Annotated in this window: 20 protein-coding genes and 1 pseudogene; 17 read left to right on the top strand and 4 right to left on the bottom strand. The window is 51.1% G+C overall.

Annotation, left to right across the window (positions count from 1 at the left end; all coding sequences use genetic code 11):
- The first annotated feature begins 10 nt into the window (after nt 1–10).
- From ACHHV8_RS16080 to ACHHV8_RS16070, 3 genes are all read left to right on the top strand, one after another.
- Nucleotides 11–316, top strand: coding sequence for a hypothetical protein (locus ACHHV8_RS16080; protein WP_395159580.1), 306 nt, complete (start codon nt 11–13; stop codon nt 314–316).
- A 138-nt stretch (nt 317–454) separates the two neighbouring features.
- Nucleotides 455–1369, top strand: coding sequence for an acetamidase/formamidase family protein (locus ACHHV8_RS16075; protein ID WP_395159578.1), 915 nt, complete (start codon nt 455–457; stop codon nt 1367–1369).
- Between the two features lie 539 nt (nt 1370–1908).
- A complete protein-coding gene (locus ACHHV8_RS16070) occupies nt 1909–2826 on the top strand; it encodes an aldo/keto reductase (protein ID WP_395159576.1) in 918 nt (305 codons plus the stop codon).
- 121 nt (nt 2827–2947) lie between these two features.
- Here the strand turns inward: ACHHV8_RS16070 and ACHHV8_RS16065 are convergent, their stop codons facing one another.
- Complete coding sequence (locus ACHHV8_RS16065; protein ID WP_395159574.1) at nt 2948–3730, bottom strand: sugar phosphate isomerase/epimerase family protein; 783 nt, start codon at nt 3728–3730, stop codon at nt 2948–2950.
- Nucleotides 3731–3748: 18 nt separating this feature from the next.
- Nucleotides 3749–4780, bottom strand: coding sequence for a sugar phosphate isomerase/epimerase family protein (locus tag ACHHV8_RS16060; protein WP_395159572.1), 1032 nt, complete (start codon nt 4778–4780; stop codon nt 3749–3751).
- Between the two features lie 328 nt (nt 4781–5108).
- Here ACHHV8_RS16060 and ACHHV8_RS16055 point away from each other — a divergent pair, with 328 nt between their 5' ends.
- Nucleotides 5109–5651 carry a GNAT family N-acetyltransferase gene (locus tag ACHHV8_RS16055; protein WP_395159570.1) on the top strand — a complete coding sequence of 181 codons (543 nt, stop codon included), beginning with the start codon at nt 5109–5111 and terminating at the stop codon, nt 5649–5651.
- A gap of 182 nt (nt 5652–5833) precedes the next feature.
- Here ACHHV8_RS16055 and ACHHV8_RS16050 read toward each other — a convergent pair.
- Nucleotides 5834–7586 (bottom strand): annotated as a pseudogene (locus ACHHV8_RS16050) (ABC transporter ATP-binding protein).
- Nucleotides 7587–7882: 296 nt separating this feature from the next.
- On the opposite strand from ACHHV8_RS16050, the gene ACHHV8_RS16045 reads away from it, so the two are divergent.
- The 7 genes from ACHHV8_RS16045 to ACHHV8_RS16015 all read left to right on the top strand — a co-directional run bounded on the left by ACHHV8_RS16045 (nt 7883) and on the right by ACHHV8_RS16015 (nt 17179).
- Nucleotides 7883–8659 (top strand): SDR family NAD(P)-dependent oxidoreductase, encoded by a 777-nt coding sequence (locus ACHHV8_RS16045; protein WP_395159568.1) that lies wholly within the window; start codon nt 7883–7885, stop codon nt 8657–8659.
- 212 nt (nt 8660–8871) lie between these two features.
- Entirely contained in the window at nt 8872–10452 is a 1581-nt protein-coding gene (locus ACHHV8_RS16040; RefSeq protein ID WP_395159566.1) for a spore germination protein, read from the top strand.
- Nucleotides 10453–10462: 10 nt separating this feature from the next.
- A complete protein-coding gene (locus ACHHV8_RS16035) occupies nt 10463–11665 on the top strand; it encodes a Ger(x)C family spore germination protein (RefSeq protein ID WP_395159564.1) in 1203 nt (400 codons plus the stop codon).
- Between the two features lie 67 nt (nt 11666–11732).
- The gene (locus ACHHV8_RS16030) at nt 11733–12839 is read left to right on the top strand and encodes a GerAB/ArcD/ProY family transporter (RefSeq protein ID WP_395159562.1); all 1107 of its coding nucleotides are present in this window, start codon (nt 11733–11735) and stop codon (nt 12837–12839) included.
- Between the two features lie 1107 nt (nt 12840–13946).
- The gene (locus ACHHV8_RS16025) at nt 13947–14291 is read left to right on the top strand and encodes an NHL repeat-containing protein (RefSeq protein ID WP_395159560.1); all 345 of its coding nucleotides are present in this window, start codon (nt 13947–13949) and stop codon (nt 14289–14291) included.
- Between the two features lie 70 nt (nt 14292–14361).
- Nucleotides 14362–14571 (top strand): hypothetical protein, encoded by a 210-nt coding sequence (locus tag ACHHV8_RS16020; protein ID WP_395159558.1) that lies wholly within the window; start codon nt 14362–14364, stop codon nt 14569–14571.
- 232 nt (nt 14572–14803) lie between these two features.
- Complete coding sequence (locus tag ACHHV8_RS16015) at nt 14804–17179, top strand: S-layer homology domain-containing protein (RefSeq protein WP_395159556.1); 2376 nt, start codon at nt 14804–14806, stop codon at nt 17177–17179.
- A gap of 317 nt (nt 17180–17496) precedes the next feature.
- On the opposite strand, the gene ACHHV8_RS16010 is transcribed toward ACHHV8_RS16015, so the two are convergent.
- Entirely contained in the window at nt 17497–18411 is a 915-nt protein-coding gene (locus ACHHV8_RS16010; protein WP_395159554.1) for an ROK family protein, read from the bottom strand.
- Between the two features lie 516 nt (nt 18412–18927).
- On the opposite strand from ACHHV8_RS16010, the gene ACHHV8_RS16005 reads away from it, so the two are divergent.
- The 6 genes from ACHHV8_RS16005 to ACHHV8_RS15980 all read left to right on the top strand — a co-directional run bounded on the left by ACHHV8_RS16005 (nt 18928) and on the right by ACHHV8_RS15980 (nt 25231).
- Nucleotides 18928–19911, top strand: a complete 984-nt coding sequence (locus tag ACHHV8_RS16005) for a sugar phosphate isomerase/epimerase family protein (protein ID WP_395159552.1) — start codon at nt 18928–18930, stop codon at nt 19909–19911.
- Nucleotides 19895–20722, top strand: coding sequence for a sugar phosphate isomerase/epimerase family protein (locus ACHHV8_RS16000; protein WP_395159550.1), 828 nt, complete (start codon nt 19895–19897; stop codon nt 20720–20722). Before ACHHV8_RS16005 ends, ACHHV8_RS16000 begins: the two co-directional genes overlap by 17 nt.
- 89 nt (nt 20723–20811) lie before the next feature.
- Nucleotides 20812–21705 (top strand): ABC transporter permease, encoded by an 894-nt coding sequence (locus ACHHV8_RS15995; protein WP_395163530.1) that lies wholly within the window; start codon nt 20812–20814, stop codon nt 21703–21705.
- A gap of 27 nt (nt 21706–21732) precedes the next feature.
- Nucleotides 21733–22614, top strand: a complete 882-nt coding sequence (locus tag ACHHV8_RS15990; protein ID WP_395159548.1) for a carbohydrate ABC transporter permease — start codon at nt 21733–21735, stop codon at nt 22612–22614.
- Between the two features lie 31 nt (nt 22615–22645).
- Nucleotides 22646–24178, top strand: coding sequence for a type 2 periplasmic-binding domain-containing protein (locus tag ACHHV8_RS15985; protein ID WP_395159546.1), 1533 nt, complete (start codon nt 22646–22648; stop codon nt 24176–24178).
- A 24-nt stretch (nt 24179–24202) separates the two neighbouring features.
- Nucleotides 24203–25231: a Gfo/Idh/MocA family protein gene (locus ACHHV8_RS15980; protein ID WP_395159544.1), complete on the top strand. Its 1029-nt coding sequence runs from the start codon at nt 24203–24205 to the stop codon at nt 25229–25231.
- The last annotated feature ends 24 nt before the right edge of the window (nt 25232–25255 follow it).

Below are 25255 nucleotides of genomic sequence, written 5' to 3'. Positions count from 1 at the left end.
GAACATTCTGATGCAGCCGGGGCCGGCAGGCTATTCCGTATCTGCAGTACTCGATTGGGAGGACGCCTTCGCTTGGAGCCGGTACGCAGATATCGCCAATATGCTGCGGTATGAAGAGGATGGCTCGGTTATCGAGCAGCATTTTATTCGAGCTTACCAGGAGGAAGGAACGGCACTTGAGCCGAACTGGAAGCTGCTCTCCAAGCTTGAGGACATGGCGGCCCTGTGCGATATGTTGAACCATTCCACCGTGAATACCCCGACCCGGGTAAGCGATTTAAAGCATTTGATCACGAAAACCGTTCGGTCGCTATGACCGAATATGATGGATTTCCATTCCGCTGTACACCCCATTCGTCAAAATAGGGTATAGAGGAATTCTATTACTGTACCAAGCGCTATTAGCTATATACTGGAAATAGGATGGATATTCGAAATGCTGAGGAGGTAGCCCATGGCAGTGCATCATTTTCGCCCTGAATATTACTACAACACGATCGGACAGCATCAACCCGCACTCAAAATATGCGACGGGGATACGGTAATCACAACGACCGTGGATGCGAGAGGCTGGGATCAGCGTGGAGAAAGCGCGGCAAATCGGGGCAATCCGATGACCGGGCCTTTTTATGTAGATGGCGCGATGCCGGGGGATACGCTGGAAATTCGTCTGGAATCAATGACGCCTAACCGCGAATGGGGCTGGACCTCCAATGTGCTGGCACCGAATGTCGTGAGCCCGCGGGCTGCAGCGGCGCTGCCTCCATCGGATATTGTGCGCTGGTCTGTGGATGTAGAGCAGGGGGTGGCGTCTTTGGAGAAGCCTACTCCCGGGCTGGCGGGTTTGAAGCTGCCTTTGCGGCCTTTTCTCGGCTGTTTTGGGGTGGCGCCAGCGAAAGGACAGTCCATTTCTACAGCGACGAGCGGCGAGTACGGAGGCAATATGGATTACCGGGGGCTGACCGCCGGCGTTTCCGTCTATTTTCCGGTATTTGCTGAAGGCGCGTTGTTCCATCTAGGAGATGGCCATGCCCTGCAGGGAGACGGAGAGATCGTGGGCACCGGCATTGAGATTTCCCTGGATGTCCGTTTCTCCATACGGTTGCGGAAAGGGGAAACGATCGGCTGGCCGAGAGGGGAGTCTGACACGCACTGGTTCTGTATCGGGAATGCGAGACCGCTGAACCAGGCTCTCCAGCATGCGACAACGGAGATGCTTTCGCTGTTGCGCGGTAATTATGGACTAAGCGATACGGAAGCGAGTCTGCTGCTGGGTCAGGCGGTCGAATATGAGGTGGCTAACGTATTCAATCCGGCCTACAGTGTCGTCTGCAAAATACCGAAAGAGGTCCTGGCTCAATTAAAATAAGGCTTGTTGAGAATCCTTTCCCATGGTGGGGGACTCCGGTGGGATATCCTCCTACAGCCGCTGTTGAAACCCGTGAATTAGATTAAATTTAAAGGTAATTTCACGGATTTCAAAGGCGGACGTAAACTAAGCGTTTTTCGGAGAAAAACGGGCTTCGAAAGTTTAGATACCCCACCTGCGTCGAGGTCACTGAAAAACTTACGGAAGGTACGGAAATGTTCTGTAGAAGCGAAAGCGTTCGCCTTTGTCCCTGGATTTCAACCGCTACAAGCGGAATATAATCAGAGAAATACAGGGACAACAGCGATCGGAAGAATATTCCGTACTCGTAGCAATGACTTTTTCAGTGGCCTCCCTGCGTCTGTGCTCCTTTTTCACTTAAGGCGGGTTTCGGGGCAGCCTGAGAAGAACTCCATCCGGAGTTCTTTTTTTAATTCAATCTATCATATTGAAAACTACTATCCATGTATGAGACAATGATAAGCGTTACCATTTTTATCATAATGAATGATAGAGCTAAGGGAGGATGAAATACTGCGATGAGAACGATCAAGCTTGGAACCAGTACGTTGGAAGTTCCGGTTGTTGCGGTAGGCTGCATGCGCATTAAGTCGCTGGAGAAGAACGAGGCCGAGCGTTTCGTCCAGGCGGCACTGGAAGAGGGCGCCAATTTCTTTGATCATGCGGATATTTACGGCGGCGGTACCTGCGAAGAAATTTTTGCCGATGCGATACATATGAACGATGATATTCGGGAAAAGATCATCCTGCAATCCAAATGCGGCATCCGCAAAGGGATGTTCGACTTCTCCAAAGAACATATTCTGGAATCGGTGGACGGCATTCTGAAGCGGCTGAGAACCGATTATTTGGATGTTCTGCTTTTGCACCGTCCGGACACACTAGTCGAGCCGGAAGAGGTGGCCGAAGCCTTCGATCAGCTGGAGAGCTCCGGTAAAGTACGGCACTTTGGCGTTTCCAATCAGAATCCGATGCAGATTCAGCTGCTGAAAAAGGCAGTCAAGCAGCCGCTTGTCGCCAACCAGCTGCAGCTCAGCATCACCAATGCCACGATGATTTCCAACGGCATCAATGTCAATATGGCGAATGAATCCGCGGTTAACCGCGATGGCAGCATCCTTGACTTCTGTAGACTGAACGATATTACGATTCAGCCTTGGTCGCCGTTCCAATACGGCTTCTTCGAAGGCGTATTCCTCGGCAGCGACAAGTTCCCTGAGCTGAACCAGAAGATCGATGAGATTGCGGCTAAATATGAAGTAAGCAATACGACGATCGCTATCGCGTGGCTGCTGCGTCATCCTGCCAACATGCAGCCGGTAACCGGTACGATGAGCATCGAGCGGATCAAAGATTGCTGCAAGGCGAGCGACGTGCATTTGACCCGCCAGGAATGGTATGAGATTTACCGTGCTGCAGGCAATATTTTGCCATAAGCTTTAACCTGGCAGCATCAGGTTACAAACAAACAAGCCAGCCTGCCGGTCATAGACCGGGGGGCTGGCTTTATTTTGGTTAGAGAGGGTTGCGAGAGTCCTGCCTTGCCGGCATACGATGCTACGCCTCGTCCTGCGACTGCTTTACGGCACGCCGCAGCGTCAGCAAATCATGCTCCGCTTCGATGTATTCATTCGCGCCGCCGCGGAATTCAAGTGACCAGCAGCCGTTGTATCCGGCTTGGCTCAGCAGCTGTACTTTGTGCAGCAGCCCTTGACCCGCGAAGTCCACGAAGGCCCGGTCGAATTGAGCGTGAACGGTAAACGGAGCGACCAAGGCATCTCCTGTTTCCTTCTCATCCGCCCAGCGGCTTACATTGAGCACAATACCGAAAGCGGGAGAAGCCGTTTCTTCATGAAGCCGCTTCAGGTTCTGAAGGACCAGGGAAGCCCGCTGATGCGTCTGCGGGCCAACCTGGAACCCGTGGTCATGGGCAAACTGCGCATATTCCCGGTACCGGGCGATACAATGCTCCCATTGCTCATTTGTAAGCTCCGCTGCATTCACGCCCATATCGATCCGAAGCGTCTGAACGCCCCATCTGCGCGCAATGTCAAGGTAGAGCAGCGCCTTCTGATGACGCTGTTCGCGAACAGCGGGATCGTCGTGCCACACGTCGCCGCCGTCGACAGCAAGGCACGCAACGGTTAATTCTTCTTCCTTCAGCGTTTCTTGGATGCAACGAATGTAATCTTCCTCCGTAGACAGCAGCATACCATTCCATATATCCGCATGCTGAAGCCGGTAACGGTACTTGATGCTTTCCAAATAGCCGAACAAGTTGATCCGGCCGGATTTGAACAGAGCGTGGAACGACCACGAACCAATTGAAAACGCTGTCATTTTTACACCTCTACATCGTTATTTTGTTTTTGTTTTCGTTTTTTCCGATGCGGCTCTTATTTGTTCGAGGAACTCGCGGATCTCGGCGAAGGGGGGCTCGGCAAGATGCTTCGGATGATTCGCGTCGCTGTTCACCCAGAGCGTCTCCAGAGGAATATATCCGCGATAATTGCTGTAACGAATGCGGGTAAACAGCTCTTCGAGATCGACCGGTACGTCGGTATCCGGCGAGGTCGGTTTTTTCTTGACTTGGAAGTTCACTGTATAAGGCAGCACAGCCTCGATGTCGTCGTACCAGTCATAGCCTAAGCCGGTGCGGTCGCCGAAGGTTCGATAGCAGCCCGTATCATTGACGACGCCAATATTAGGGTGGTTCGCCCATTGAAGAATACGAATGACTTGATCTGCCGTAGAGGTCATGTCGCCGTGATTCTGCATCCCGATTTTGACGCCCTTGGACGCGCCATACTCCGCACATTCCTGCAGTGCCGGCACGATCCGTTCCCGGGCAATCGCTTCCCAGGTGGTGCTTGCGATATCTTTGGGGATTTCGCCTGTAAATAACCGAATGACAGGGGCTCCCATCGCTGCCGCGACATCGATCCAATATTTGGCACGCTTCACATCGAGTGCGCGTCTTTGGTCGCTGGGATCGGCAAAATCGTTCTTGATGCCCGTTCCGCTGACGGCGATTCCCAATTGCTCGCAAAGCTCCTTGATGTTTCGGGCATAAGCAAAAATTTCTTCGTCGGACTTGGTCGGCATGGCGAAATTATCGTAGCCGGGAATATAGTAGGCGGTCACGTCCACCGAGTCGAAGCCGGCTTCTTTGGCGAAGCGGATTGCGCTGAGGGTATCGAGCGGCGGCGCGCCGTCCGTGCTGCCGCTCAGCCACGAGGCTAAATTATGGCTTAAGCTGTAAAAGTTAAGCCCGATTTTTAAATCTCCTGTGTAATAAGGGTTGTGGCGTTCGGCGGACAAATAATGACGAGTAGGAATTTGCTCGTAAACCTGTGCGTACGGATCTTCTTTGGCCTGTGTTGGATGCATGCGATTGCTCCTCTCCATGATTTCCCAAGATTACAAAGCTAGTATACTCTATAATGGCGGCGGAGAGCCTGAACCAATCTTTTGATTTCCGATTCAATAGTATTATAAAAGCATTCCATGGGTAGTCGAAATGGACGAGACCTATTTCCTTTACTCGGAAAAGGGCAAGCGAAATAGGACTGGACGTAAACTGTTTGGAGCATTACCTGGCATGGTACCATTGCCTCGACAGCAAGGACTATGGAAACACAATGTCGAATAAGAAAAACATGTCGGTCAACTCTTGTCTATATCCTGTTCACCCACTCACAAATATGGAGGTATAATAATGGAACTTCACCTTGAAACAGCTCGTTTAATCCTTAGATTATTTGAACCCTCGGATGCAAAAATGGTTCAAAGTCTAGCAGGAAACGAAGAAGTTGCAAGTACCACACTCTCTATTCCCCATCCATATCCTGATGGTGCGGCTGAAGCATGGATTGAACGTATTCGAAACGCATTTCAAACAGGAGACATTTATTCTTTTGCCATTGTCAATAAGGTAGATAAGATGGTGATCGGATGTGTCAGTTTGCGAGTTTCCAAAATTGAAAACCAGGCTGAGCTAGCCTATTGGGTTGGTCGTCATTTTTGGGGGCAAGGGTATGCCACGGAGGCAGCACAAAGGGTAGTTAAATTTGGTTTTGAAGAATTAGCCTTAAAATGTATTAATGCTGCTGCAATGTTGAGAAACCCAGCGTCCTACAAAGTAATGCAAAAAATTGGAATGAAACCAAAAGACAATTTTTCTAAACAAGTCTTAAAGTCGGGCGTTTACGAAGACTTGGTTCATTATGGGTTGGTCAAATCAGATGTTATTAAAGGTTAAATCACCGTTGGTATTTAGAGGATGCTGAAAACTAGCGGAGAGTACGGAATCGTTCTGTAGAAGCAAAGAAATACAGGGACAACAGCGATCGGAAGAATGTTCCGTACTCGTAGCGAAAACTTTTTCAGTGTCCAGCCAAAAAATAATAAAAGCGGCATAGCTGCCGCTTTCATTTCAGAAGCTTACAGGAGGGAGACCTCCTTCATAGTCAGCTGCATATTGTACAGCTTCGCATAAGTGCCGTTTACGGCCAGCAATTCGTCATGCGTGCCTTGTTCTTCAATCCCGTGATCCGTCAATACGACGATCCTTTGCGCATTTCTGACGGTCGACAGGCGATGGGCGATCACGAGCGTCGTCCGGTTCTCGGATAACTTCTCCAACGAATCCTGAACCGCCTTTTCGCTCTCGTTATCCAGGGCGCTGGTCGCTTCATCGAAGATGATGATCGGCGGATTTTTTAAGAACACGCGGGCGATACTTAGCCTTTGCTTTTGCCCGCCGGATAATTTTACGCCGCGCTGACCGATATCCGAGTCGTACCCGTCCGGCAGCCCCATAATAAATTCATGGGCATTCGCGCGTTTGGCCGCCTCGATGATTTCCTCCCTCGCAGCCTCCATCTTGCCGTAACGGATATTGTCCAATACGGTTCCCGCGAATAAGTAGACGTCCTGCTGCACAATGCCGATGTTACTTCGCAACGAACGTAAGCTGACGTCCCGAATCCTTTTGCCGTCGATAAGGATCTCCCCTTCATTTATTTCGTAGAAGCGGGGGATTAAGGAACAAAGGGTCGTTTTACCGACGCCGGAGGAGCCGACTAGCGCAACATATTCTCCGGGGCGGATATCGAGGGATAGATTATTCAGAACATAGTCGTTGTTTTCTCTATATTTGAAGCTTACATTCCTGCATTGTATGTGCCCTTTAACGTGCGTAAGCTCGACCGCATCTTCGGCATCCGTGATATCCGGCTGAATTTCCAGCATATCCATAAACCGGTCGAAGCCGGTAATCCCTTCCTGATACAGTCTGGCGAAATTGACCAGCCGCTGAATGGGCTCGATGAGAATGCCGATGCATAGGAAAAAGGTGAGCAGATCGGCCAGCTTCAATGAAGAATTGATCATCGCGGCGCCGCCGGCTATAATGACAGCGACGGTAATGAGCTGGGTAAACGCGATCAGCCCTTCGTGAAACAAGGTTTCGCTCTTGTAACCCTCGCCCCGGCTTTGGACGAAACGGTTGTTTTCATAGGCGAACTTCTTTTTTTCTACCTCTTCGTTCGTAAAAGACTTGACAACCCGGATACCGGACAGGGTATCCTCGATTTGGGCGTTAATATCGCCGATCCGGTCCTTGCTGACTCGCAGCGCCGTGTTCATTTTCCTGTTGAAATAAAACGCATACACCGCCATCACAGGTAAAAAGAGAAACACGATAAGGGTAAGCTTGGCATCAATATTCATCAGGATAAGGAAGGCGCCGGCGAACTTCAGCACGGAAATCAGCAGATCCTCAGGGCCATGATGGTAGAGCTCGGTCAGCGATAGGATATCGTTCGTGGTCCGGGTCATGAGCTGTCCCGTTTTTTGTTCATCGTAAAAGCGAAACGACAGCTTCTGATAGTGATCGAACAGCTCGCTGCGCATATCGCTTTCCATTTTAGCTCCCATCAAGTGGCCTTTATAGGAAATAAACATATTGCAAACCGTATGGACGATGAACCAGCGCAATCATCACAATGCCCACCAGATAGATTTGACTCAGCGCATCGGGCCGGTTGGCTTCTAACATATTGGTAATGTATCTCACACACAAAGGGAGCATCAGGGTAATGGCTGAAACGGCAAATGCGCAGGCCAGGTCTGCAAACAATAAGCCCAGGTACGGCTTGTAATAGGACAAAAATTTTCGGGTTCGTGTATTCAATTACGATTCGCCTCCATGAAGTTGGAGGGTTATAGTATAGTCGCCCTCCATAGTTCGAGCCTTTGGATTCGTCCTGTTTTTTTCATAGCGCACACCCGTTTCATTAGTTAATTTGGAACTATCGTTCCTATGAATCATCATATCGCGGCCGGTTTGGTTTTAGGAACGAAATTTTTTTTATAATTAAAAATTACGGATCTTGCTGCGGCTAAGGAAAAAAAGGGGAATCGCCCTCCCGATAAAGAAATAGGAAGGGAGAAGATTGCCGATACACCGGAAAGGGCGAAATGCTTATTATGTTAAAAGGAAAAATAGCGCTGGTTACCGGCGCGGGAAGCGGTCTCGGCCAAGCGGTTTCAATCGGGCTTGCGGCGCAGGGAGCGGAGGTCATCCTGGTCGGCCGGCGGGAGCATTTGCTTAGCCAGACGCAGGCGTCCATTCATGCAGCTGGAGGACAAGCGGTGTATTACGCCGTAGACGTAAGCAGCAAGGAAGAAGTGCAGACGCTGAAAGCGGAGATTTTGAAGCAGCATGGCGCACCGTCGGTGCTGGTCAATGCGGCAGGGATGTATGGAGAAATTAGCTCGATCGCAGACAGCGATCCCGGTCTGTGGATTCAAACGCTGCTGACGAATGCAGGCGGGCCTTACCTGATCTGCCGCGCTTTCGTCGGTGCGATGATCGAGCAGGGCTGGGGACGAATTGTCAATATATCTTCTGCAGCCTCCTTAGCCAAGCCGAATCCGAAAAATAGCGCTTATGCGGTTAGCAAGGTAGCGCTGAACCACTTTACCCGGCAGCTGGCCGCAGAGGTGGAAGGAACCGGCGTGACAGCCAATGTGCTGCATCCGGGCGAAGTGATGACAGAGATGTTCGAGCACATACGGAAGGCCTCCGGTTCCAATGGAGATATGGCCGGATGGGTCAACCGGGTAGAACAGACCGGGGGAGACGCTCCCGAGAAAACGGTAGAGCGCATTCTCGATCTGATTCCTGCGGAAGCCGATTCGATCAACGGCCAGTTTCTATGGATTAAGGATGGCTTGAAAGGCCCGATGCCCAGCTGGGAATAGAGACATACGCACTGTAAAGAACCGTCCGCATCCGGACGGTTCTTCATTTTGTCAATGGTACGAAGTTCAGAAGCAGCTGGAGCCCATGACGTCGCGAGGCGATTTTCGATGGGAAAATATTTCAGGAAAAGGAATAATTTAAGCGTCCGTACCGCAATCTAAGCAGTAAACAAATGAGAACCGCTTTAAGGCACAAGAGGGGGATAGCAGGTATGTGGCTTCGTTTTAAAACGAAGAAAAAGAAGAATGCAGAGCTGCGGACGGAGTCTGCCCTGCTTCAATCCCTCTCTTTGCATGATGAGCAGGATGAAGGACTCAGCGGAGATTTGCAGCATAATCTTAACGTTCTGCAGTCCATTTATACGGAATGTCCCGACATCGTCTTCCGGCCTTTTGTTATCCACGGTAAAAAGCAGGCGGCTCTCATCTATTTTGAAGGTTTATCGAATTGTGAAGAAATGAACGAGAACGTGTTGGCTCCGTTAATGTCGGAGAACTCAGCAGATATTCAGGAAATCAAAGGAATTGTGGAGCAAAGGCTCTCGATTGCCAAGGTCAATTACGTACAAGCGGTCGACGAGTGCGTCAAGCATATTTCTTTAGGATATACGCTGCTGCTTATTGACGGGTTTGACCAAGGCATTTTATTAGCATTAATGAAATTCGAAAAGCGCAGCGTAGAGGAGCCTACGGCCGAATCCGTCGTCCGTGGGCCGCGCGAAGGCTTTACGGAAACACTGTATGTGAACACCTCCATTCTAAGGCGTAAAATCCGTTCGCCACTTATGAAATTTAAAACATTGAAAATCGGCCGCTATACGCAAACGGATGTCTCCATCGCCTACATCCTGGGGCTGGCTGAAGAACAATTGCTAGAGGAAGTACGAAACCGGTTGATGCGCATTGATATCGACGGGGTGATGGACAGCGGAAATATTGAGGAATTTATTGAAGATGCTTCCTTTTCTCCTTTCCCGCAAATCATTTCGACAGAGCGCCCCGATGTAGCCGCTTCCGCATTGCTGGAAGGAAGAGTTGTGATCCTGACGGAAGGTTCACCGTTCGCTTTAATAGCTCCTGTGACTATATTTTCTCTTATGCAGGCTTCCGAGGATTACTATGAACGTTTCTTATTAGGGACCGTCATCCGCTGGATGCGTTTTCTTTTACTGGGCGTATCCTTGATGCTGCCTTCCATCTATGTGGCTTTATTGGCGTTTCATCAGGAGATGATTCCGACAACCCTGCTTATCAGCATTGCGGCATCAAGGGAACAAATCCCGTTTCCGGCTATCGTGGAGGCGCTGCTGATGGAGATTACTTTCGAAGCTTTGCGGGAAGCGGGAATTCGGCTTCCGAAGCAGATCGGCTCCGCCGTCAGCATTGTCGGCGCGCTGATTATAGGCGATGCGGCGGTGTCCGCAGGGCTGGTTTCTCCGCCCATGGTCATGGTGGTGGCTTTTACGGGCATCGCTTCGTTTACGAGCGGACGCTATAACGCTGCCGGAGCCTTTCGGATTCTCCGGTTTCCGTTGATTATTCTGGCTGGAAGCTTGGGGCTCTTAGGGGTGATGTGGGGATTAATTCTGATCGTCATTCATTTATGCACGCTTCGCTCTTTCGGCGTTCCTTACCTGAGCGGATTGGCGCCGGGGATGCGCAACGAATGGAAGGACATGCTTGTCCGCGCTCCTATCTGGTCTTTGAAGAAAAGACCTAAATTCAGCAGCGATGATAACCCGGTCAGGCAGTCCGCCGGGACGAGACCAGGCCCTGCCCAAGGGGGAGAATGAACGAATTGCTATGAAACAGCCGAAATGGAGTAAACGATCATATGCTGCCGTGCTGGGCTTGCTCCCCGTCTTACTGCTGCTGACCGGCTGCTGGGACCGGAAAGAGCTGAACGATCTGGGCATTATTGTAGGAACAGGCTTGGATAAAACCGTGGAGGAAAACATGGTGGAGGTATCCGTCCAGCTGGTTTCGCCCAAGCATGCGGGAGGGGCACCGGAAGGGCCGCAAAAAAGCGGCGAGAAGCCGACACTGGCCCGTTCTGCCAGAGGGGTGACGATCTCTGACGCCTTAAGCAAGATGCAGGAAAAGCTTCCGCGCGTTTTGTTTTGGGGGCACAGCAAAGTATTAGTTATCGGGGAGGAGCTGGCGAAGGGAGATAACCTTAAGGATTGTCTGGATTTTATGGCGCGCCATCCGAAAACGCGGCTAAATTCTTATATTTTTATAAAAAAAGGGAAGGCTTCGGATCTGATTGCGACGATCCCTCCCTGGGAGAAGGACAGCTCGGAAGTGGTCAGGGAGCTGGCCAACAGCCATGTAAGCATAAAAATGGACATCAAGGATGTGTTGGAGGGCCTCAGCGGTGACAGTAGAGCGGCAGCCATTCCGTGGGTGGAGGATGCTCCCTGGCTGGGCGACAGCCGGACGGAGCACGGCTTCAAGCTGAAGGGGGCGGCGATTATCAAAAACGGGCGGATGGTCAAATATGTCGATGACAGCCTGGTTCGGGGCATTCTTTGGCTGCGCGATGAAATTCAGCATCCCACCATTACCGTATCGCCGAAAGAAACCAAAGGGTACATTTCGATGCTGCAGCTGAGTGCCCGGACGGTACTGATTCCGGAAATTAAAAATAACCGCTGGAGCATGACGGTCAAAGTCGAGACGGAAGACGACGTGCTGGAAAATTCATCTCCCTTGTCGTTAGGGACTCCCAAGTATTTGAAGCTGCTGGAAGAAGCGGCGGAGCAGGATATTCGTCATCGCATGGAAGGAGCGCTTAATGTTCTCCAAAAAGAGGCGAATGCGGATGTGATCGGATTTGCTGAGGCGTTTAACCGTAAATATCCCAAGCTATGGGAAGCGTCAAAAGGCCGTTGGGATGATATTTTTCCCGGCGTTCAAGTGACGATTGATGTCAAATCCAAAGTGCGGAGACCTGGATTGTCCGGCGGTCCGCAGGGGCGGCCGAAAGAGGAAATCGAAAAATAACGGACGGATGCCGAATACCAGCTTAAGTCGGCTGCCTAGAGAGAAAAAAGCAAGGGGGAGTGAGATTATGCCCGAAAAGGGCCGGATTTCGGCATTTCAGATGGGTTTACTGATGTATCCGTTAATCGTAGCGACAGCAGATCTGACGGTTCCGACGATTACTTATGAGTATGCGAAGCAGGATTTGTGGCTGTCCCCGTTCTGGGATAGTCTGGTAGGCTTGGTATCCGTGTGGCTTGCCGTGCGTCTGGAGCGTTTTTTTCCCGGGGAAACCTTGATCCAGTACCTCGTTCGCATTCTCGGCACCGGCTTGGGAAAAGCGGTCGGTTTGATTTTTCTTTTTTATTACCTGCACATCAACGGGAATATCATCAAATTTTCTCAAGAGCTGGTGACAACCAACTTTTTGAATTACACGCCGATTTTTGTCGTGACCTTCGGGCTGATCTTTGTCAGCGGCTGTGCCGTGCGCGGCGGACTTGAAGTGATTGCGCGGACGGCGCAGGTGCTCATGCCGTTTGTGCTGCTGCTGACCTTGGTTGTTTTCGTGCTGCTCACTCCGGATTTGGAGGTAAAGAAGCTGTTTCCTATCTTTGCCCACGGAATCAGGCCATCTCTGATGGGGGCGGTCGTTCCAATTGCCTGGCTGTCTCACTTCATCATGATTTCGTTTATGCTGCCTTATGTAAGGGATCGGGAAAAAGGGCAAAAGTGGTGCAACATTGCCGTCATTGTCACCGTGTCCGCGCTCTCGCTGTGCAACATTTATACCTTGCTGCTCTTCGGCAATATCACCGGCAATTTTACTTATCCCGTCATGGAGGCCGCGCGTTTTATCAGCATTGCCGATTTCCTGGAGCATATGGAATCGCTTGTGGTTGTCATTTGGATCGCCGGGGTTTACTTGAAGATTGCGATTTTTTATTATGTGCTGGTACTGGGAACGGCGCAGTGGCTGAACCTCAGCAATTACAGGCCGCTTATTTTTCCTATCGGCGTCCTGCTGCTAGCCTTCTCTTTATGGGCCGGGCCGTCCATGGAGGATTTGCATGCCTTTATCAGCCGGGCGACTCCGTTTTATTCGTTCATCGTCCATATTTTGATCCCTTTTCTTCTGTTTCTGACGGTGTTGGTCCGTAAAAAGATGTTTGCCAAGAAGGAGCCGGCCCACTAAGCCGTAAAGTAAGCCTGCTTATACTGAGGAGCTGGATAAACGATGGATGTGTTAAAAATAATAGGCATTGCCTTGATCCTGGCCGCAGCCGCCTGGTTTGAATGGCCGAAAATCGAAGCGACCAGAAAAAAGAAAAAAAGGTATTCGTCATTTTCTCCCTCATTTCGGGAGGAATGCTTGCTGTGGTTATATTATACCCCGAGCTTCCGGGGCCGAATAAATGGATGCTGGAGCTGTTTAAGCCGATGGGGGAAATGATGCAGAAATATAAGCTGGCCGGTTAATTTAACGAATACGAAAACGTATGCTAAAACGAAAAGCTTAAAAGAACCTTTCATGTCTGGTCAAGCCCCCATTTTGTAGACATTGAAATAAAGTCCCTAGACTGCAAGCTGGCGTCGGTAGGCCACCCGCGTCAGCTTGTTTTATTTCCATTGCGGTAAGCATTATATCCGCTTCTTGAGACACCCAGCACTTTGCAATGCTCACATAAAAATGCCCCCTTAGAATTCATCGGAATAACAGGGGGGTTTTTGCAAGTCTATTCTGAGGAGGGCATTTTACTGTAGAATCGGCTTTTTTGTCGTTTGTCTAGCGCAAGCCCGCAGTGTATGGAGGGAACATGACGGGAGTTAACAAGCATTCGTCTTTGATAAATAGAAAGTGAGAATAACAGCCTCCGGCACAACATCCGGAGTCATTTTTTTGCAAAAAAATTAGGGGGAAAGAATGGAAAATGAAGGAATTGGTCGTATCATGTCGAACTATTGGTGCATGTCATATAGTTAAAAAGGAGTGATTTGTATGAAATAAGTCCTATTTTTGCGTAGGGATTCAGATACAGAAACCGAATATACTATTCCTTCGACGGTTGTTGATCAGTCGACAGGGGAGGAGAGTGCGGTTTGTATGGGGTTCGAACGTCTACTGCGCAGTGCCGCAGCATGCATTTGGGATTCGCGCTTTTTATCAGTACCCTCGTGTGTTAAAGCCAGTTTCACTGTTTACCAAATTCAATAAAGAAGGGAATGATAAATTTTGAGATTTCATATGAGTCGGCAAGTTATCCGGAAAGCACTTTTCATTTTCTTAGGGGCTCTACTCTTCATGTCCGGTTTTGCTTTTAACAATTCTTCCATATCTCAAGCGGCTCCAGCCCATATCATTAATACGGTTAAGGCGGGTGGATTTCAAGGGATTACGGCGGACTCCGCAGGTAATCTTTATTATGTGAAGTCAACAGATGTAACGAAGATTTATAAACTCACTCTGGCAGGAACAGAAAGCGTCTACGCGTCGCTGGGTTCAACCACGTATCAGCTGGTGATCGATGCCAACGATAATATTTATGCGGCCACTGCTGTAGGTTTGAAAAAAATAGATCCTTCGGGAACGGTCGCGACGGTTGCAGGTCCTGTTTACTCTTGGTCAAAACATGTCGCTTGCCGTTGATAACGCCGGTAATTTGTATTATAGCGCCAATACATTAACCAGCCTTTTAAAGGTGGATCCGCAAGGAAATGTGACGACGGTTGCGACTGGCTTCACACAGATTATGGGGATCGCCGTAACTTCCGATGGTACGATCTATGTATCCGACTATATGGCTCACGTCCTTAAAAAGATCGACACGAACGGAAATGTAACGATTGTGGCGGGAACATCTGGAACTCCCGGGTATTCGGGTGATGGCGATCAAGCGGTCAATGCCAAGCTGAAAGGTTCGTCATAACCTCACGATTGCCGACGGTCAACTGTACATCGCTGAATTTGATAATTTCGTTGTTCGGAAGATCGATCTTGCAACGGGAATAATCAATACCGTAGCGGGTACAGGCGTAAATGGCAGTACGGGGGACGGCGGGGCGGCGACTGCAGCCAAGCTCGCAAATGTCTGGTCGGTTAGCCTGGATCCTTCCGGCAATCTATTCATTGCAACCACAAACGGTCTGAGAAGCGTGTATATGCCGGGAACGCTTACCGGTACTGTCCTGGATACGGACAATAATCCCGTCAGTGGGGCTGTCGTTACGATGGTGGGCGGTTATGCCACGATTCCAACCACAACGGATGCTTTGGGCGACTTTATATTTAACGATGCTTTTCCGGGTGCCAAGCAGCTGACCGTAACAGCTTCGGGTTACGCTGATGGTACAGGGACAGGAAACGTTATGTCAGGTATGAGCCATAGTGCCGGAATTATTACGCTCGGAGCCCATGTAACCGGCGTGACACTGGACAAAACGGAGGTTTCCTTACCGGCAGGCGGTGATACGTCTACGCTGACTGCAACGGTAGCTCCTAGCAACGCGGCCAACAAAAACGTGACATGGTCTAGCAGCAACACCGGCGTAGCGTCGGTAGACAGCAATGGCGTAGTAACGCCAGTAGCTGAAGGTACGGCAACCATTACAGCAACAACGGCAGATGGGGGATTCTCGGCTTCGGCCTCCGTTACAGTGACCAGGATGCTTCTTGCGCCTACGGGTCTAACCTCTACAGCGGGTGACGGACAGGTTACTTTACAATGGTCGGCTTCAGCTTCCGAAGGAGTAGTCAGCTATAACGTGTACAGGGCAACGAATTCCGGTGCGTACGAGCCAACAGCAGATGCGACGGTAAACGGCTCTACATACAGCTATACTGCTACAGGATTGACGAACGGCACAACTTATTATTTCGTCGTCAAAGCAGGATACGAAGAGGGGATCAGCGGAAGCTCCAATGAAACGAGCGTCACACCGCTTTCCAGCAATGCTGATTTGAGCGGCTTATCCATATCCAGCGGTACGCTGGGCCCTGTATTTGACGGAGCCCAGACTTCCTACACGGCATCCGCAGCCAACAGCACGAGCAGTCTCACGGTGACCGCGTCGGTGTATACGGGAGCCGCTGTGAAGATCAATGGCGCTGCTGCGTCTAGCGGTGTTCCTTCAGCAGAGCTCCCACTGAATGTAGGAGCGAACACGATTACGGTTGAAGTGACTGCACAGGATGGCATTACTCAAAAAACATACACCATTCTTGTTACCCGTCAAGCCGGAAATCGCTCCGGCAGCCATGGTGGCGGTACAGCAGCACCGGCCAATAATAGTGTTCAGGTTGTGGTGGACGGCGTTGAACAGGAGCTGTCAGCTGCATCGAAGCAGGATACGATCAACGGTCAGACAGCGACCATCATTACCCTTGATAATGATAAGTTGATTGCGAAGCTGGAAAAAGACGGGAATAAGGTGTTAACGATTCCTGATTCAGGTACCTCGGATGTAGTCATTGGCGAATTAAACGGTAAACTGGTGAAAGTCATGGAAGCGAAAGACGGTGTCATCACCTTGCAAACAGAACGGGCAACTTATACGCTTCCGGCTTCACAAATCAATATCGACAGTATTTCAGCGCAGTTTGGCAGTGATGTCAAGCTGGAGGATATTAAAATCAGTGTCAAAGTCGGCTTGTCTTTACCGGCAACAGCAACAAGCTTGCAACAGACAGCGGCGGATGAACATATTTCGCTGGTAGGTGCGCCTGTAGACTTTGAGGTGACTGCGACACTGGACGGTAAGACGGTATCGGTGAACCGATTCTTAAGCTTTGTCGAGCGCAGTATAGCTCTCCCGGCCGGCACTGGTGCAGCACAAGTCACGACTGCGGTTGTACTGAATGCAGACGGAACTCTGACGCATGTGCCTACCCGATTTGTAACGGCGGACGGCACAACCTATGCTGTCATTAACAGTCTGTCGAACAGTACGTATGCGCTTGTACTGAGTCCTAAAACATTCGCTGATGTTGAGAATCATTGGAGCAAGCAAGACGTGAACGAAATGGCTTCCAGACAAATCGTTCAAGGCGTAACCGATAAGGAATTCCAGCCGGATCAATCGATTACCCGCGCTGAGTTCGTTGCGATTATGGTCAGAGCTCTCGGACTGAAGCCGACGGCGGAAGGTGATATGCCAAAGGATGTTCAAGCATCGGATTGGTATGCGGGTGTCGTACAAACCGGCTTGTCATACAAGCTGATCAACGGCTATGAGGATGGATCGTTCCGTCCTGATCTGACGATTACAAGAAAAGAAGCGGCTGCCGTCGTGGCGCGCGCATTAACTATTGCCAAGCTGAACAATGGAATGACGGATAGCGAGGTAAAGAAACAGCTTGAATTTTTTAAAGACGGTTCCCTCGTTCCGGAGTGGGCAAAGAATGATCTTGCCGCTGCCGTGAAGAACCAGATTCTTCAAGGCGATAACGGCCAAATTTTGCCGGATGACAACGTGACTCGCGCTCAAACTGCCGCAATGATGAGAAGATTGCTGCAGCAGGCTAATTTGATTAATTAAATTCATTGATGTTGTGAAATAAGAATGGGGTGTCATGCCGAATGCTTAAATGCTGGCCTGACACCCCCTTTTTCTGACCAGTAATTCGGAACTCCCTTTCACCCGATATTTCCTCATCCATTTCTTCATCCTCTGTGAATCATGGATTCCCAAATGTTCGTTGATCTGCCGGTATGTCGATTTCTCCGCTGCATGCAGACGAATGGTTTCAGACTTTAACTCTTCTCGGTAGGTTTTGAACTTTTTTGATCCCCATAAAAAGTGCCCCCCTTAGAATTTATCGGAATACTCAGGGGGGAAACATGGCCTGATTCGGTCTATTGAATCATCGTATACGAGAAATGTTTGTCGAGCGCAAAGTTAATTGCGCCCAGGGCGCCGCCGATTTCGCCCAGCACCGCCGTATGGACGGTGATGCCCGAGGAGAGCGCCATCATGGAGCGCTGCTGCATAACTTTTGTAGCGGTTTGTACATAAGTTTGGCAGCTGCCTGGAATGGAGCCGCCGAGAATGATCGCTTCCGGATTCAGCAGGTTGACGAGATTGGCCAGAGCGATGCCGAGATAGGAGGCGGCATGGCTGATGATCCGCACCGCCAGCTCGTCGCCTTCGTCGGCCGCCCTGCATACGTCGGCGGCTTGAAGCAGCTGCAGATCGTTGCCCGGCAGCACCCGGTTCAGCAGGCTGCTCTCTACGCCGGATCTGAGCAGTCTGCGCGCTTCCTGCTCGATGGCGGGAGCCGTCGCGTACAAGTGCAGACAGCCGTTGTTGCCGCAGGGACACACGGGGCCGTCCGGCTCCACGGTAATATGGCCGAGCTCGCCGGCTCCGCCGAACGAACCGGACACGAGCTGGCGGTCGTTGAAAATACCGGCGGCGATGCCCGAGCCGACCCCGACATAGATGATGTGCTCGTAATCCCGGCCGGAGCCGAACCGGCATTCCGCCAGACCGCGGGCGCGGTGGCGGTTCATGGCGACGGCCGGCCAGCCGAGCTCCTTGCCGACCATATTTTCGATATCGACATTCACCCAGCCCAAATCCGCGGCGCTTTTGATAATGCCTTTGCGCGTGTCGACCAATCCCGGCACGCTGAGGCCGAACATGCGGATAACCTCCTTGTCGGATGCTTGGGCGAATTCGGTAATATGTCCGATCAGCTCTTGGACGGCGGTTTCGGGCCGGGGCGAGCTGACCGGAATTTTGGACATATGCAGCACGTTGCCGAGCAAATCGAAGACGCCCAGCTGCCCAGACCTGGTTATCCAAATCCGCGCCCATGATGGCGTGGGATCCGGGCACAAGCTCCAGGGCTATGGCCGGACGACCGCCTGTGGACGGGGCTTTCTCCGTTTCCTGGACGAGGTTGCACTCAATCAGCTCCGAGATGGTAGAGGAGATGGTCGCCCGGCTGAGCTCCGTAATCTTGGTCAACTGGATGCGGGGCATGGAGCCGTGCATGCGCAACGCTTGAATGATGCTCGTCTTGCTGCCCTTCTGATCGCTTTTGTTAGAAATTATCATAAGTTTCACCGTTTCCATATCATTCTGTGAGCCAAAGGAATCGTTAGATATAGTTCTAATTTAATAAAAATTAAAACAAAGATCAAGTTAAACCTGCAAATTACAATCGACTTCAGCAGGTAAATCAATATTTTCTAAGACACTTAATTTATATCTTGACATAAGTATTTGTTTTCCAGTATGATATCCCCATGCAATGAAAGCGCTGTTATGGAGGGGACCCAATGAAAGCAACAATTGTACTTGGCGGCAATATGTATGATGATTCGACAATCGAGCACTTACTGAAGGATGCGGCTCACATTGGTTATGAGGGAGTCGAGATCCGCGGGGTCGGCGAGCTGAAGGACGGTTATATTCCCGTCGAGCGGGCCAAGCAGATTAAGGCCATGCTGGACAGGTACAAGCTGACGCCGACGAATCTCTCTTTGTTCGCAGGGGGGTTTGCCTGCAACACTGAGGAAGAGAACGAAGAAGAGGTGCTGAAATGGAAACGCTATCTTGACTTTGCTTCCATTATCGGCTGCGGGATGATGCGGTTGAATCCCGGTTTTATTCATTCGGCCGATGTATCGAAGGACGATTTCGCGAGAGCGGTAAGGTGGTTTCAGCAATGCGCCGATTTAGCGGGCGAGAGAAATATTCGCGCTGTCATTGAGATGCATCACGGCACATTATGCGATACGGCCGAGGCTTCCGCTGCCTTCGTAGAAGCCGTCGGCCGCAGCAATGTAGGCCTGATCCTGGATCCGGTCAACTTGTATCAAGTACCGACGGAATACGGCATTTCTACGATCAAACAATTAAAGCCTTATTTGTTCAATGTGCATATTAAAGACATCGTCGAGCTTAAAGGCACCGAATATCCATGGGCCTTCGGCTACAGCGATTATGTGCCGCACATTGGAAGGTATCATCGGGTCGTGCCTAAGCAAGGGGCGCATGAAGAGCGCTATTACTGCCACCGCTTGATCAATCAGGGCGGGATTGACTGGTATGAAGTATTCAGAGGGCTGGAGGAGATCGGCTATGAAGGCTATCTCACCATTGAGAGCGTAAGCAAGCCGGGCTCCGATCTGCCTGTTCATACCGCATTGGCACAGCAATGCTACAACGATCTGCAGCATCTGCTTCAAATTACGGGTCCCAAGCGGACGTATCCTCCGTTGGATAAAGGAGTGTCGGAACGAAATGAAACATATGAATAATCCTTTTTCATTTTCTCTATTTGTGAAGCATTGGAAGGACTTATCCGCGTCCGAGCTGGGCGCCTTTGTCAAAGGCGTCGGATTTGACGGCATCGAGCTGCCGATCCGGACAGGCTTTCAGGTCGAGCCGGACAATGCGGCCCGGACGCTGCCTGCTTTGGCCTCAGAGCTGGCCGGACAAGGCCTCCGCATCTTCAGCGTGGCGGCTTCCACCGAGGAATCGGTGTTTGCCGCCTGCGCCGAAGCCGGAGTGCCGCTGATCCGGGTTATGATCGGCATCGATCCGGACGGCTACAAGGCGACAGAGGAGCGCGCGAAGCGGATGCTGGAGCAGCTTGTGCCGCTTTGCGAGAAGTACCGCGTCAAGGTGGGCGTGCAGCAGCACTACGGCAAGTACATCATCGACTCGAACGGCATCATGAGGCTGATGGAAGACATCAGCCCGGACCATGTCGGCGTCGTATGGGATGCGGCGCACGATGCCTTTGCCGGACAGCAGCCGGAATACGGGCTGGATATCGTCTGGTCCCATCTCGCCATGGTCAATCTGAAGAACGGATTTTTTGTCCGCAGCAACGGGCCGGAAGCCGCGACGGCGGAATGGAAGCGCCATTTTACAACCGGCAGGCACGGTATGGCGCATTGGCCGCGTATCGCGGGCTATGTGAAGGAACGCCAATATGGCGGCGTGATCTGCTTAACGGCGGAATATACGGATCTGGACAACAAGGACCGCTATATCGCCGAGGATCTTGCTTACGCCAAGTCGCTTTTTAACGAGCAGCCTTTCCCATCCATTGAACAGATTTGAAGAAGGAGGTGCGGGCAATGGCAGTTCAAGGCGATTTTCCTATAGCCAATCTCGCCCAATCGGCACCGAAAAGCAGATGGAAGCATGTGATGCACAATCTGCGGAGAGATAAATTTCTTTACCTGTTAATCAGTCCCGGGGTTTTGTTCTTTCTGATCTTCAAGTACGTCCCGATGTGGGGGATCGTCATCGCCTTTCAAGATTATTCGCCTTACATGGGCGTGTCGGGAAGCGAATGGGTCGGCTTCGAGCATTTTATCCGTTTTTTCTCCAATCAGGATTTTTACCTGCTGTTCCGTAATACGATGGCGATCAGCGTGCTGAACCTCATCTTCTTTTTCCCGCTGCCGATCGTATTGTCGCTTCTGTTAAACGAGCTGCGCAACGAAACATATAAGAAGTGGGTGCAATCGGTCGTCTACATGCCGCACTTTCTGTCCTGGGTTATTATCGCAGGGATTACGTTTCTGCTGCTGTCGCAGTCATCCGGTATTTTCAACAAAATGCTGGTCAGCATGGGCTTTGCCAAGTACGACTTTCTGACCAATGAGAACAATTTCTGGGCGCTGCTGACGATTCAGAACATTTGGAAGGAAACCGGGTGGGGGACGATTATTTTTCTTGCGGCCATTGCCGGCGTCGATCCCCAGCTGTATGAAGCGGCCAAAATGGATGGAGCGAGCCGCCTTCGCCAGGCTTGGCACGTCACCCTTCCGGCGATACGGAGTGTCATCATCGTTTTGTTCATCCTGAGGCTCGGCCATATCATGGATGTCGGCTTCGAGCAGGTGTTTCTGATGATGAACGGCGCCGTTTCGAATGTGGCCGATGTATTTGAAACCTATGTGTACCGGCTCGGTATCCAGCAGGGCCAATTCAGCTTCAGCACCGCCGTCGGCTTGTTCAAATCGGTTGTCGGTCTGATCCTGGTCATTGCGGCCAACAAGCTGGCCAAGCGCTTCGGCGAAGAAGGGGTTTATTAAGCTTAATACCGTAATGGGGTGAGAAGGATGAAACGAAGCCTGGGGGACCGCCTGTTTGATACGGCGAACGTGATCGTCTTGGCTGTTATAGGGATCGTTACGCTGTTCCCATTGTATTACGTATTTGTTGTATCGTTTACCGATCCTGTCGAATATATCCAGAAGCAGGGCTACATCCTGTTCCCGGCGCACTGGACGTTCGACTCTTATAAATACCTGCTGTCTACCTCCGCATTTAAGGACGCGACTCTGGTCAGCGGCTTTCTGGCTACCGTAGGAACGGCGTTGAGTCTGGTCATTACGGCAGCGCTAGCTTATGGTCTGTCGCGCAAACGGCTGATGGGCCGCAGAGTGCTGATGCTCATGATCCTGATTACGCTGCTGTTCAGTCCCGGCCTGATTCCGCCGTATTTGCTGGTCCGCGACTTGGGGCTGATTAACAGCATCTGGTCGCTCATTATCCCCGTGCTGACCAGCGGATGGTACGTGCTTCTGATGAAAAGCTTCTTCGACAGCATCCCTGTCGAGCTGGAGGAGTCCGCGGTGATCGACGGCTCGACCGATATCGGCGTGTTTTTCCGGATCGTGCTGCCTCTGTCGCTTCCCGCGCTGGCCGCCTTCGGCCTGTTTTACGCCGTAGCTTACTGGAACACCTTTTTTAGTGCGGTATTGTACATCAACGATCATGTCAAATGGCCGCTGCAGCTCGTGCTCCGCAACATGCTGATCGACTCGTCTACGCAGGCGGGCGGATCGGCGGCAGCCGAAATGATGGCCGAACAGAATATCCCTACCGAAACATTAAAAATGGCTGCGGTCGTCATCGCGACGGTTCCGATCCTGTGTGTTTATCCGTTCCTGCAAAAGCATTTTGCCAAAGGTGTGATGCTCGGTTCGGTGAAAGGATAATCATTTTTACCATTCATTGAGGAGGGTTTGTATGAAAAACAAAGAAAAAAAATCGACACGCAAGGTGGTGCCCGCTTCTGTAGCAATAATGATGGCGGCTTCGATGCTGTCCGCTTGCGCCAGCTCCGGCAGCTCGCAGGGAGCTGACACGGGCGGTGCGGCTAAAGACGAGAAGCCGACGGAAATCAGCATTTTCACCGAGTTCAATACGCCGGAGCCCCCGGGAGCGGACAACCCGGTGCAGAAGGAATTCGAGAAGCGCACCAATACGAAGCTGAACATTATGTGGACCTCGCCGAACTCATGGGAAGAGAAGCAGAACGTGCTGCTCGCTTCCGGCGACATGCCGGACCTGATGAAGCTTAAAGATATGAAGCAGGTGCAGGCGATCAATATGATTAAGCAAGGCGCCTTCTGGGATTTGGGTCCTTACTTGAAGGATTACAAAAACTTGTCCGCTTACCCGAAAGAGATTATGGATCTGGTCAAAATCAACGGCAAGCAGTATATTCTCCCTTCGGTGCGTCCGCTGCAGGGCGGCAGCTTCCTGAATATTCGTAAGGACTGGCTGGATAACGTAGGGCTGCCGATGCCGCATACGCTGGACGAGTTTTATACCGCTTTGAAAGCGTTTGTCGAGAAAGACCCGGATAAAAACGGCCAAAAAGATACGTATGGCTACAACGGGAAGGATTGGGGCAAGATCATCGATATTTTCAACAAGAGCAACGGCAAGTGGAAGGAAGTCAACGGCAAGCTGGTCGATACCGATCTGGAGCCGGGAACAAGAGACGGACTTATTTATTTGAATAAATTGTACAAGGAGAAAATTATTCCCGAAGACTTTGCCGTTATGAAAACGACGGATTACGAGAATATGGCCAAAGCAGGCAAGGCCGGGGTGCAAGCGGATACGACGGAAGGGGTGTTCCGTGCAACAGAAGGCGCGCAAAAGCTCGATCCGAAGGCCGATTTCGTCGCCATGACGTATCTTGAAGGCCCGAACGGCAAAATGGTGCATACGGCGAGCGGCTTCGCCGGCGTGTATCTCATTCCGAAGAGCGTTCCGGAAGCGAAAATGAAGAAGATTCTTGCTTTAATGGATTACGGCGCATCCGAAGAGGGCTTCGAGCTTGCCTGCTACGGTCTTAAAGATATTCACTTCAAGGTCGTAGACGGCTTTAAAACGACTACCGAGCAGGCGGTGAAGGACAGCGTTTCGCAAAGCTCGTTCGGTAAAATTTTCGAAAGATACGATCCGTATCTGTGGGCTTACCGTGTAGGCATGCCGAAGGAAATGTTCGAGCGCAATAAGAAAATTGTGGATGACCGTGCCAATTACGGTGTATCCGATGTCTCGATCGGTCTGCTGTCCGATATCGATCTGAAGATGGGCCCCGATTTTAAAAAGAAAATGGACGATATGAAGATTAAGGTGATTATGGGGAAAGAACCGATCGAGTCGTGGGACGCACTGGTAAAATCGTTCAAAGCGGATGCGAACTACATGAAGATGGGCGAGGAATTCAACAAAGCGTATCAGGATAGAAAGAACGCGAAATAAATCGACTGAGGGGTGGAGCCTACCATGCTGGCAAAATTAAAATTGGCCGTTGTCGGATTGGGGCGTGTTTCAAAGTCCCATCTGCCGGCGGTCAGGGAGCTGTCCGATAAAATTGAGCTGACTGCGCTCGTGTCCCGCGATGCAGGCAAGCTGGAGCTGGAAGCGGCTCAGTGGGAGGGAGTCAAGACGTATACCTCCTATGAAGACGCGCTCCGCGACCCGGATATCGATGCCGTCCTCCTGCTGCTCCCTCACGATCTTCACGCACAGTATTCGATTCAGGCGCTGCAGGCGGGCAAGCATGTGCTTGTCGAGAAGCCGATGGCGATGAACGTTGCCGAAGCGGAGCAGATGGCGGCGGCGGCCGAGTCGAGCGGCAACACGCTGATGATCGGTCAGAGCCGGCGGTTCTTCCGACCGGTGATGGAGTCGATCCGGCGGGTAAGAGCGAATGAAATCGGCGGCTTGATTAACATTAATGCGCTGCTGCTCGCCCATATGGACAAGCCTGCGACGGATTGGTGGAAGGACGACTCCAAGATCGGCGGATTTATTATCCCGCTGTGGGGCAGCCATATTTTGGATTACATCGTATGGGCATACGACAAAATGCCGGTCTCGGTCTACGCGCAGGGGCATTCCAACAATCCGAACTGGAGCGGGGAGGATGAGGTGGCGATTTCGCTGAACTTTGGCGAAGGCCAAATGGCCAATGTGCTGATGTCGTTCAATGCCGGCGCCCGTCCGACCGACGAGGAAGGCTTGACCGGCAAACGGATCTGGTCGACGCAGAACAGCATTTATGATCGCTACTTAATCGGCACGAACGGTCTGATGCATCTGAGCGACGAATATGAATTGACGCTAAACGGCGAGAAGCAGGCTGAATGCGGCCGGACGAATGCCAATTTCACCTGGCAGCTGGAAGAATTTGCGGATGCGATCCGGGAAGGGCGGGAACCGTTGGCATCGGGGCGGGAAATCATCCGCGTCATGAAGGTAATTGATGCATGCTTCGAATCCATGCGTACCCATCAGGTAGTTCCGCTTTAATCTGAATACGGAAGGAACGATTCA

This window comes from Paenibacillus sp. TAB_01 (assembly GCF_043945595.1).
Lineage (GTDB): Bacteria > Bacillota > Bacilli > Paenibacillales > NBRC-103111 > Paenibacillus_S.
The sequence above is the reverse complement of the archived record's forward strand: the minus strand, read 5'-3'. Positions and strand labels throughout refer to the sequence as shown.

What these genes read in the sequence shown, in the direction of transcription:
- ACHHV8_RS16075 (WP_395159578.1), top strand. Translation starts at nt 455, where the DNA reads ATGGCAGTGCATCATTTTCGCCCTGAATATTACTACAACACGATCGGA.
- ACHHV8_RS15995 (WP_395163530.1), top strand. Translation starts at nt 20,812, where the DNA reads ATGCACAATCTGCGGAGAGATAAATTTCTTTACCTGTTAATCAGTCCC.
- ACHHV8_RS16060 (WP_395159572.1), bottom strand. Translation starts at nt 4,780, where the DNA reads ATGCATCCAACACAGGCCAAAGAAGATCCGTACGCACAGGTTTACGAG.
- ACHHV8_RS16070 (WP_395159576.1), top strand. Translation starts at nt 1,909, where the DNA reads ATGAGAACGATCAAGCTTGGAACCAGTACGTTGGAAGTTCCGGTTGTT.
- ACHHV8_RS16080 (WP_395159580.1), top strand. Translation starts at nt 11, where the DNA reads ATGCAGCCGGGGCCGGCAGGCTATTCCGTATCTGCAGTACTCGATTGG.
- ACHHV8_RS16035 (WP_395159564.1), top strand. Translation starts at nt 10,463, where the DNA reads ATGAAACAGCCGAAATGGAGTAAACGATCATATGCTGCCGTGCTGGGC.
- ACHHV8_RS15985 (WP_395159546.1), top strand. Translation starts at nt 22,646, where the DNA reads ATGAAAAACAAAGAAAAAAAATCGACACGCAAGGTGGTGCCCGCTTCT.
- ACHHV8_RS16045 (WP_395159568.1), top strand. Translation starts at nt 7,883, where the DNA reads ATGTTAAAAGGAAAAATAGCGCTGGTTACCGGCGCGGGAAGCGGTCTC.
- ACHHV8_RS16055 (WP_395159570.1), top strand. Translation starts at nt 5,109, where the DNA reads ATGGAACTTCACCTTGAAACAGCTCGTTTAATCCTTAGATTATTTGAA.
- ACHHV8_RS16030 (WP_395159562.1), top strand. Translation starts at nt 11,733, where the DNA reads ATGCCCGAAAAGGGCCGGATTTCGGCATTTCAGATGGGTTTACTGATG.
- ACHHV8_RS15990 (WP_395159548.1), top strand. Translation starts at nt 21,733, where the DNA reads ATGAAACGAAGCCTGGGGGACCGCCTGTTTGATACGGCGAACGTGATC.
- ACHHV8_RS16025 (WP_395159560.1), top strand. Translation starts at nt 13,947, where the DNA reads ATGTCCGGTTTTGCTTTTAACAATTCTTCCATATCTCAAGCGGCTCCA.
- ACHHV8_RS16040 (WP_395159566.1), top strand. Translation starts at nt 8,872, where the DNA reads ATGTGGCTTCGTTTTAAAACGAAGAAAAAGAAGAATGCAGAGCTGCGG.
- ACHHV8_RS16000 (WP_395159550.1), top strand. Translation starts at nt 19,895, where the DNA reads ATGAAACATATGAATAATCCTTTTTCATTTTCTCTATTTGTGAAGCAT.
- ACHHV8_RS16015 (WP_395159556.1), top strand. Translation starts at nt 14,804, where the DNA reads ATGCCGGGAACGCTTACCGGTACTGTCCTGGATACGGACAATAATCCC.
- ACHHV8_RS16005 (WP_395159552.1), top strand. Translation starts at nt 18,928, where the DNA reads ATGAAAGCAACAATTGTACTTGGCGGCAATATGTATGATGATTCGACA.
- ACHHV8_RS15980 (WP_395159544.1), top strand. Translation starts at nt 24,203, where the DNA reads ATGCTGGCAAAATTAAAATTGGCCGTTGTCGGATTGGGGCGTGTTTCA.
- ACHHV8_RS16065 (WP_395159574.1), bottom strand. Translation starts at nt 3,730, where the DNA reads ATGACAGCGTTTTCAATTGGTTCGTGGTCGTTCCACGCTCTGTTCAAA.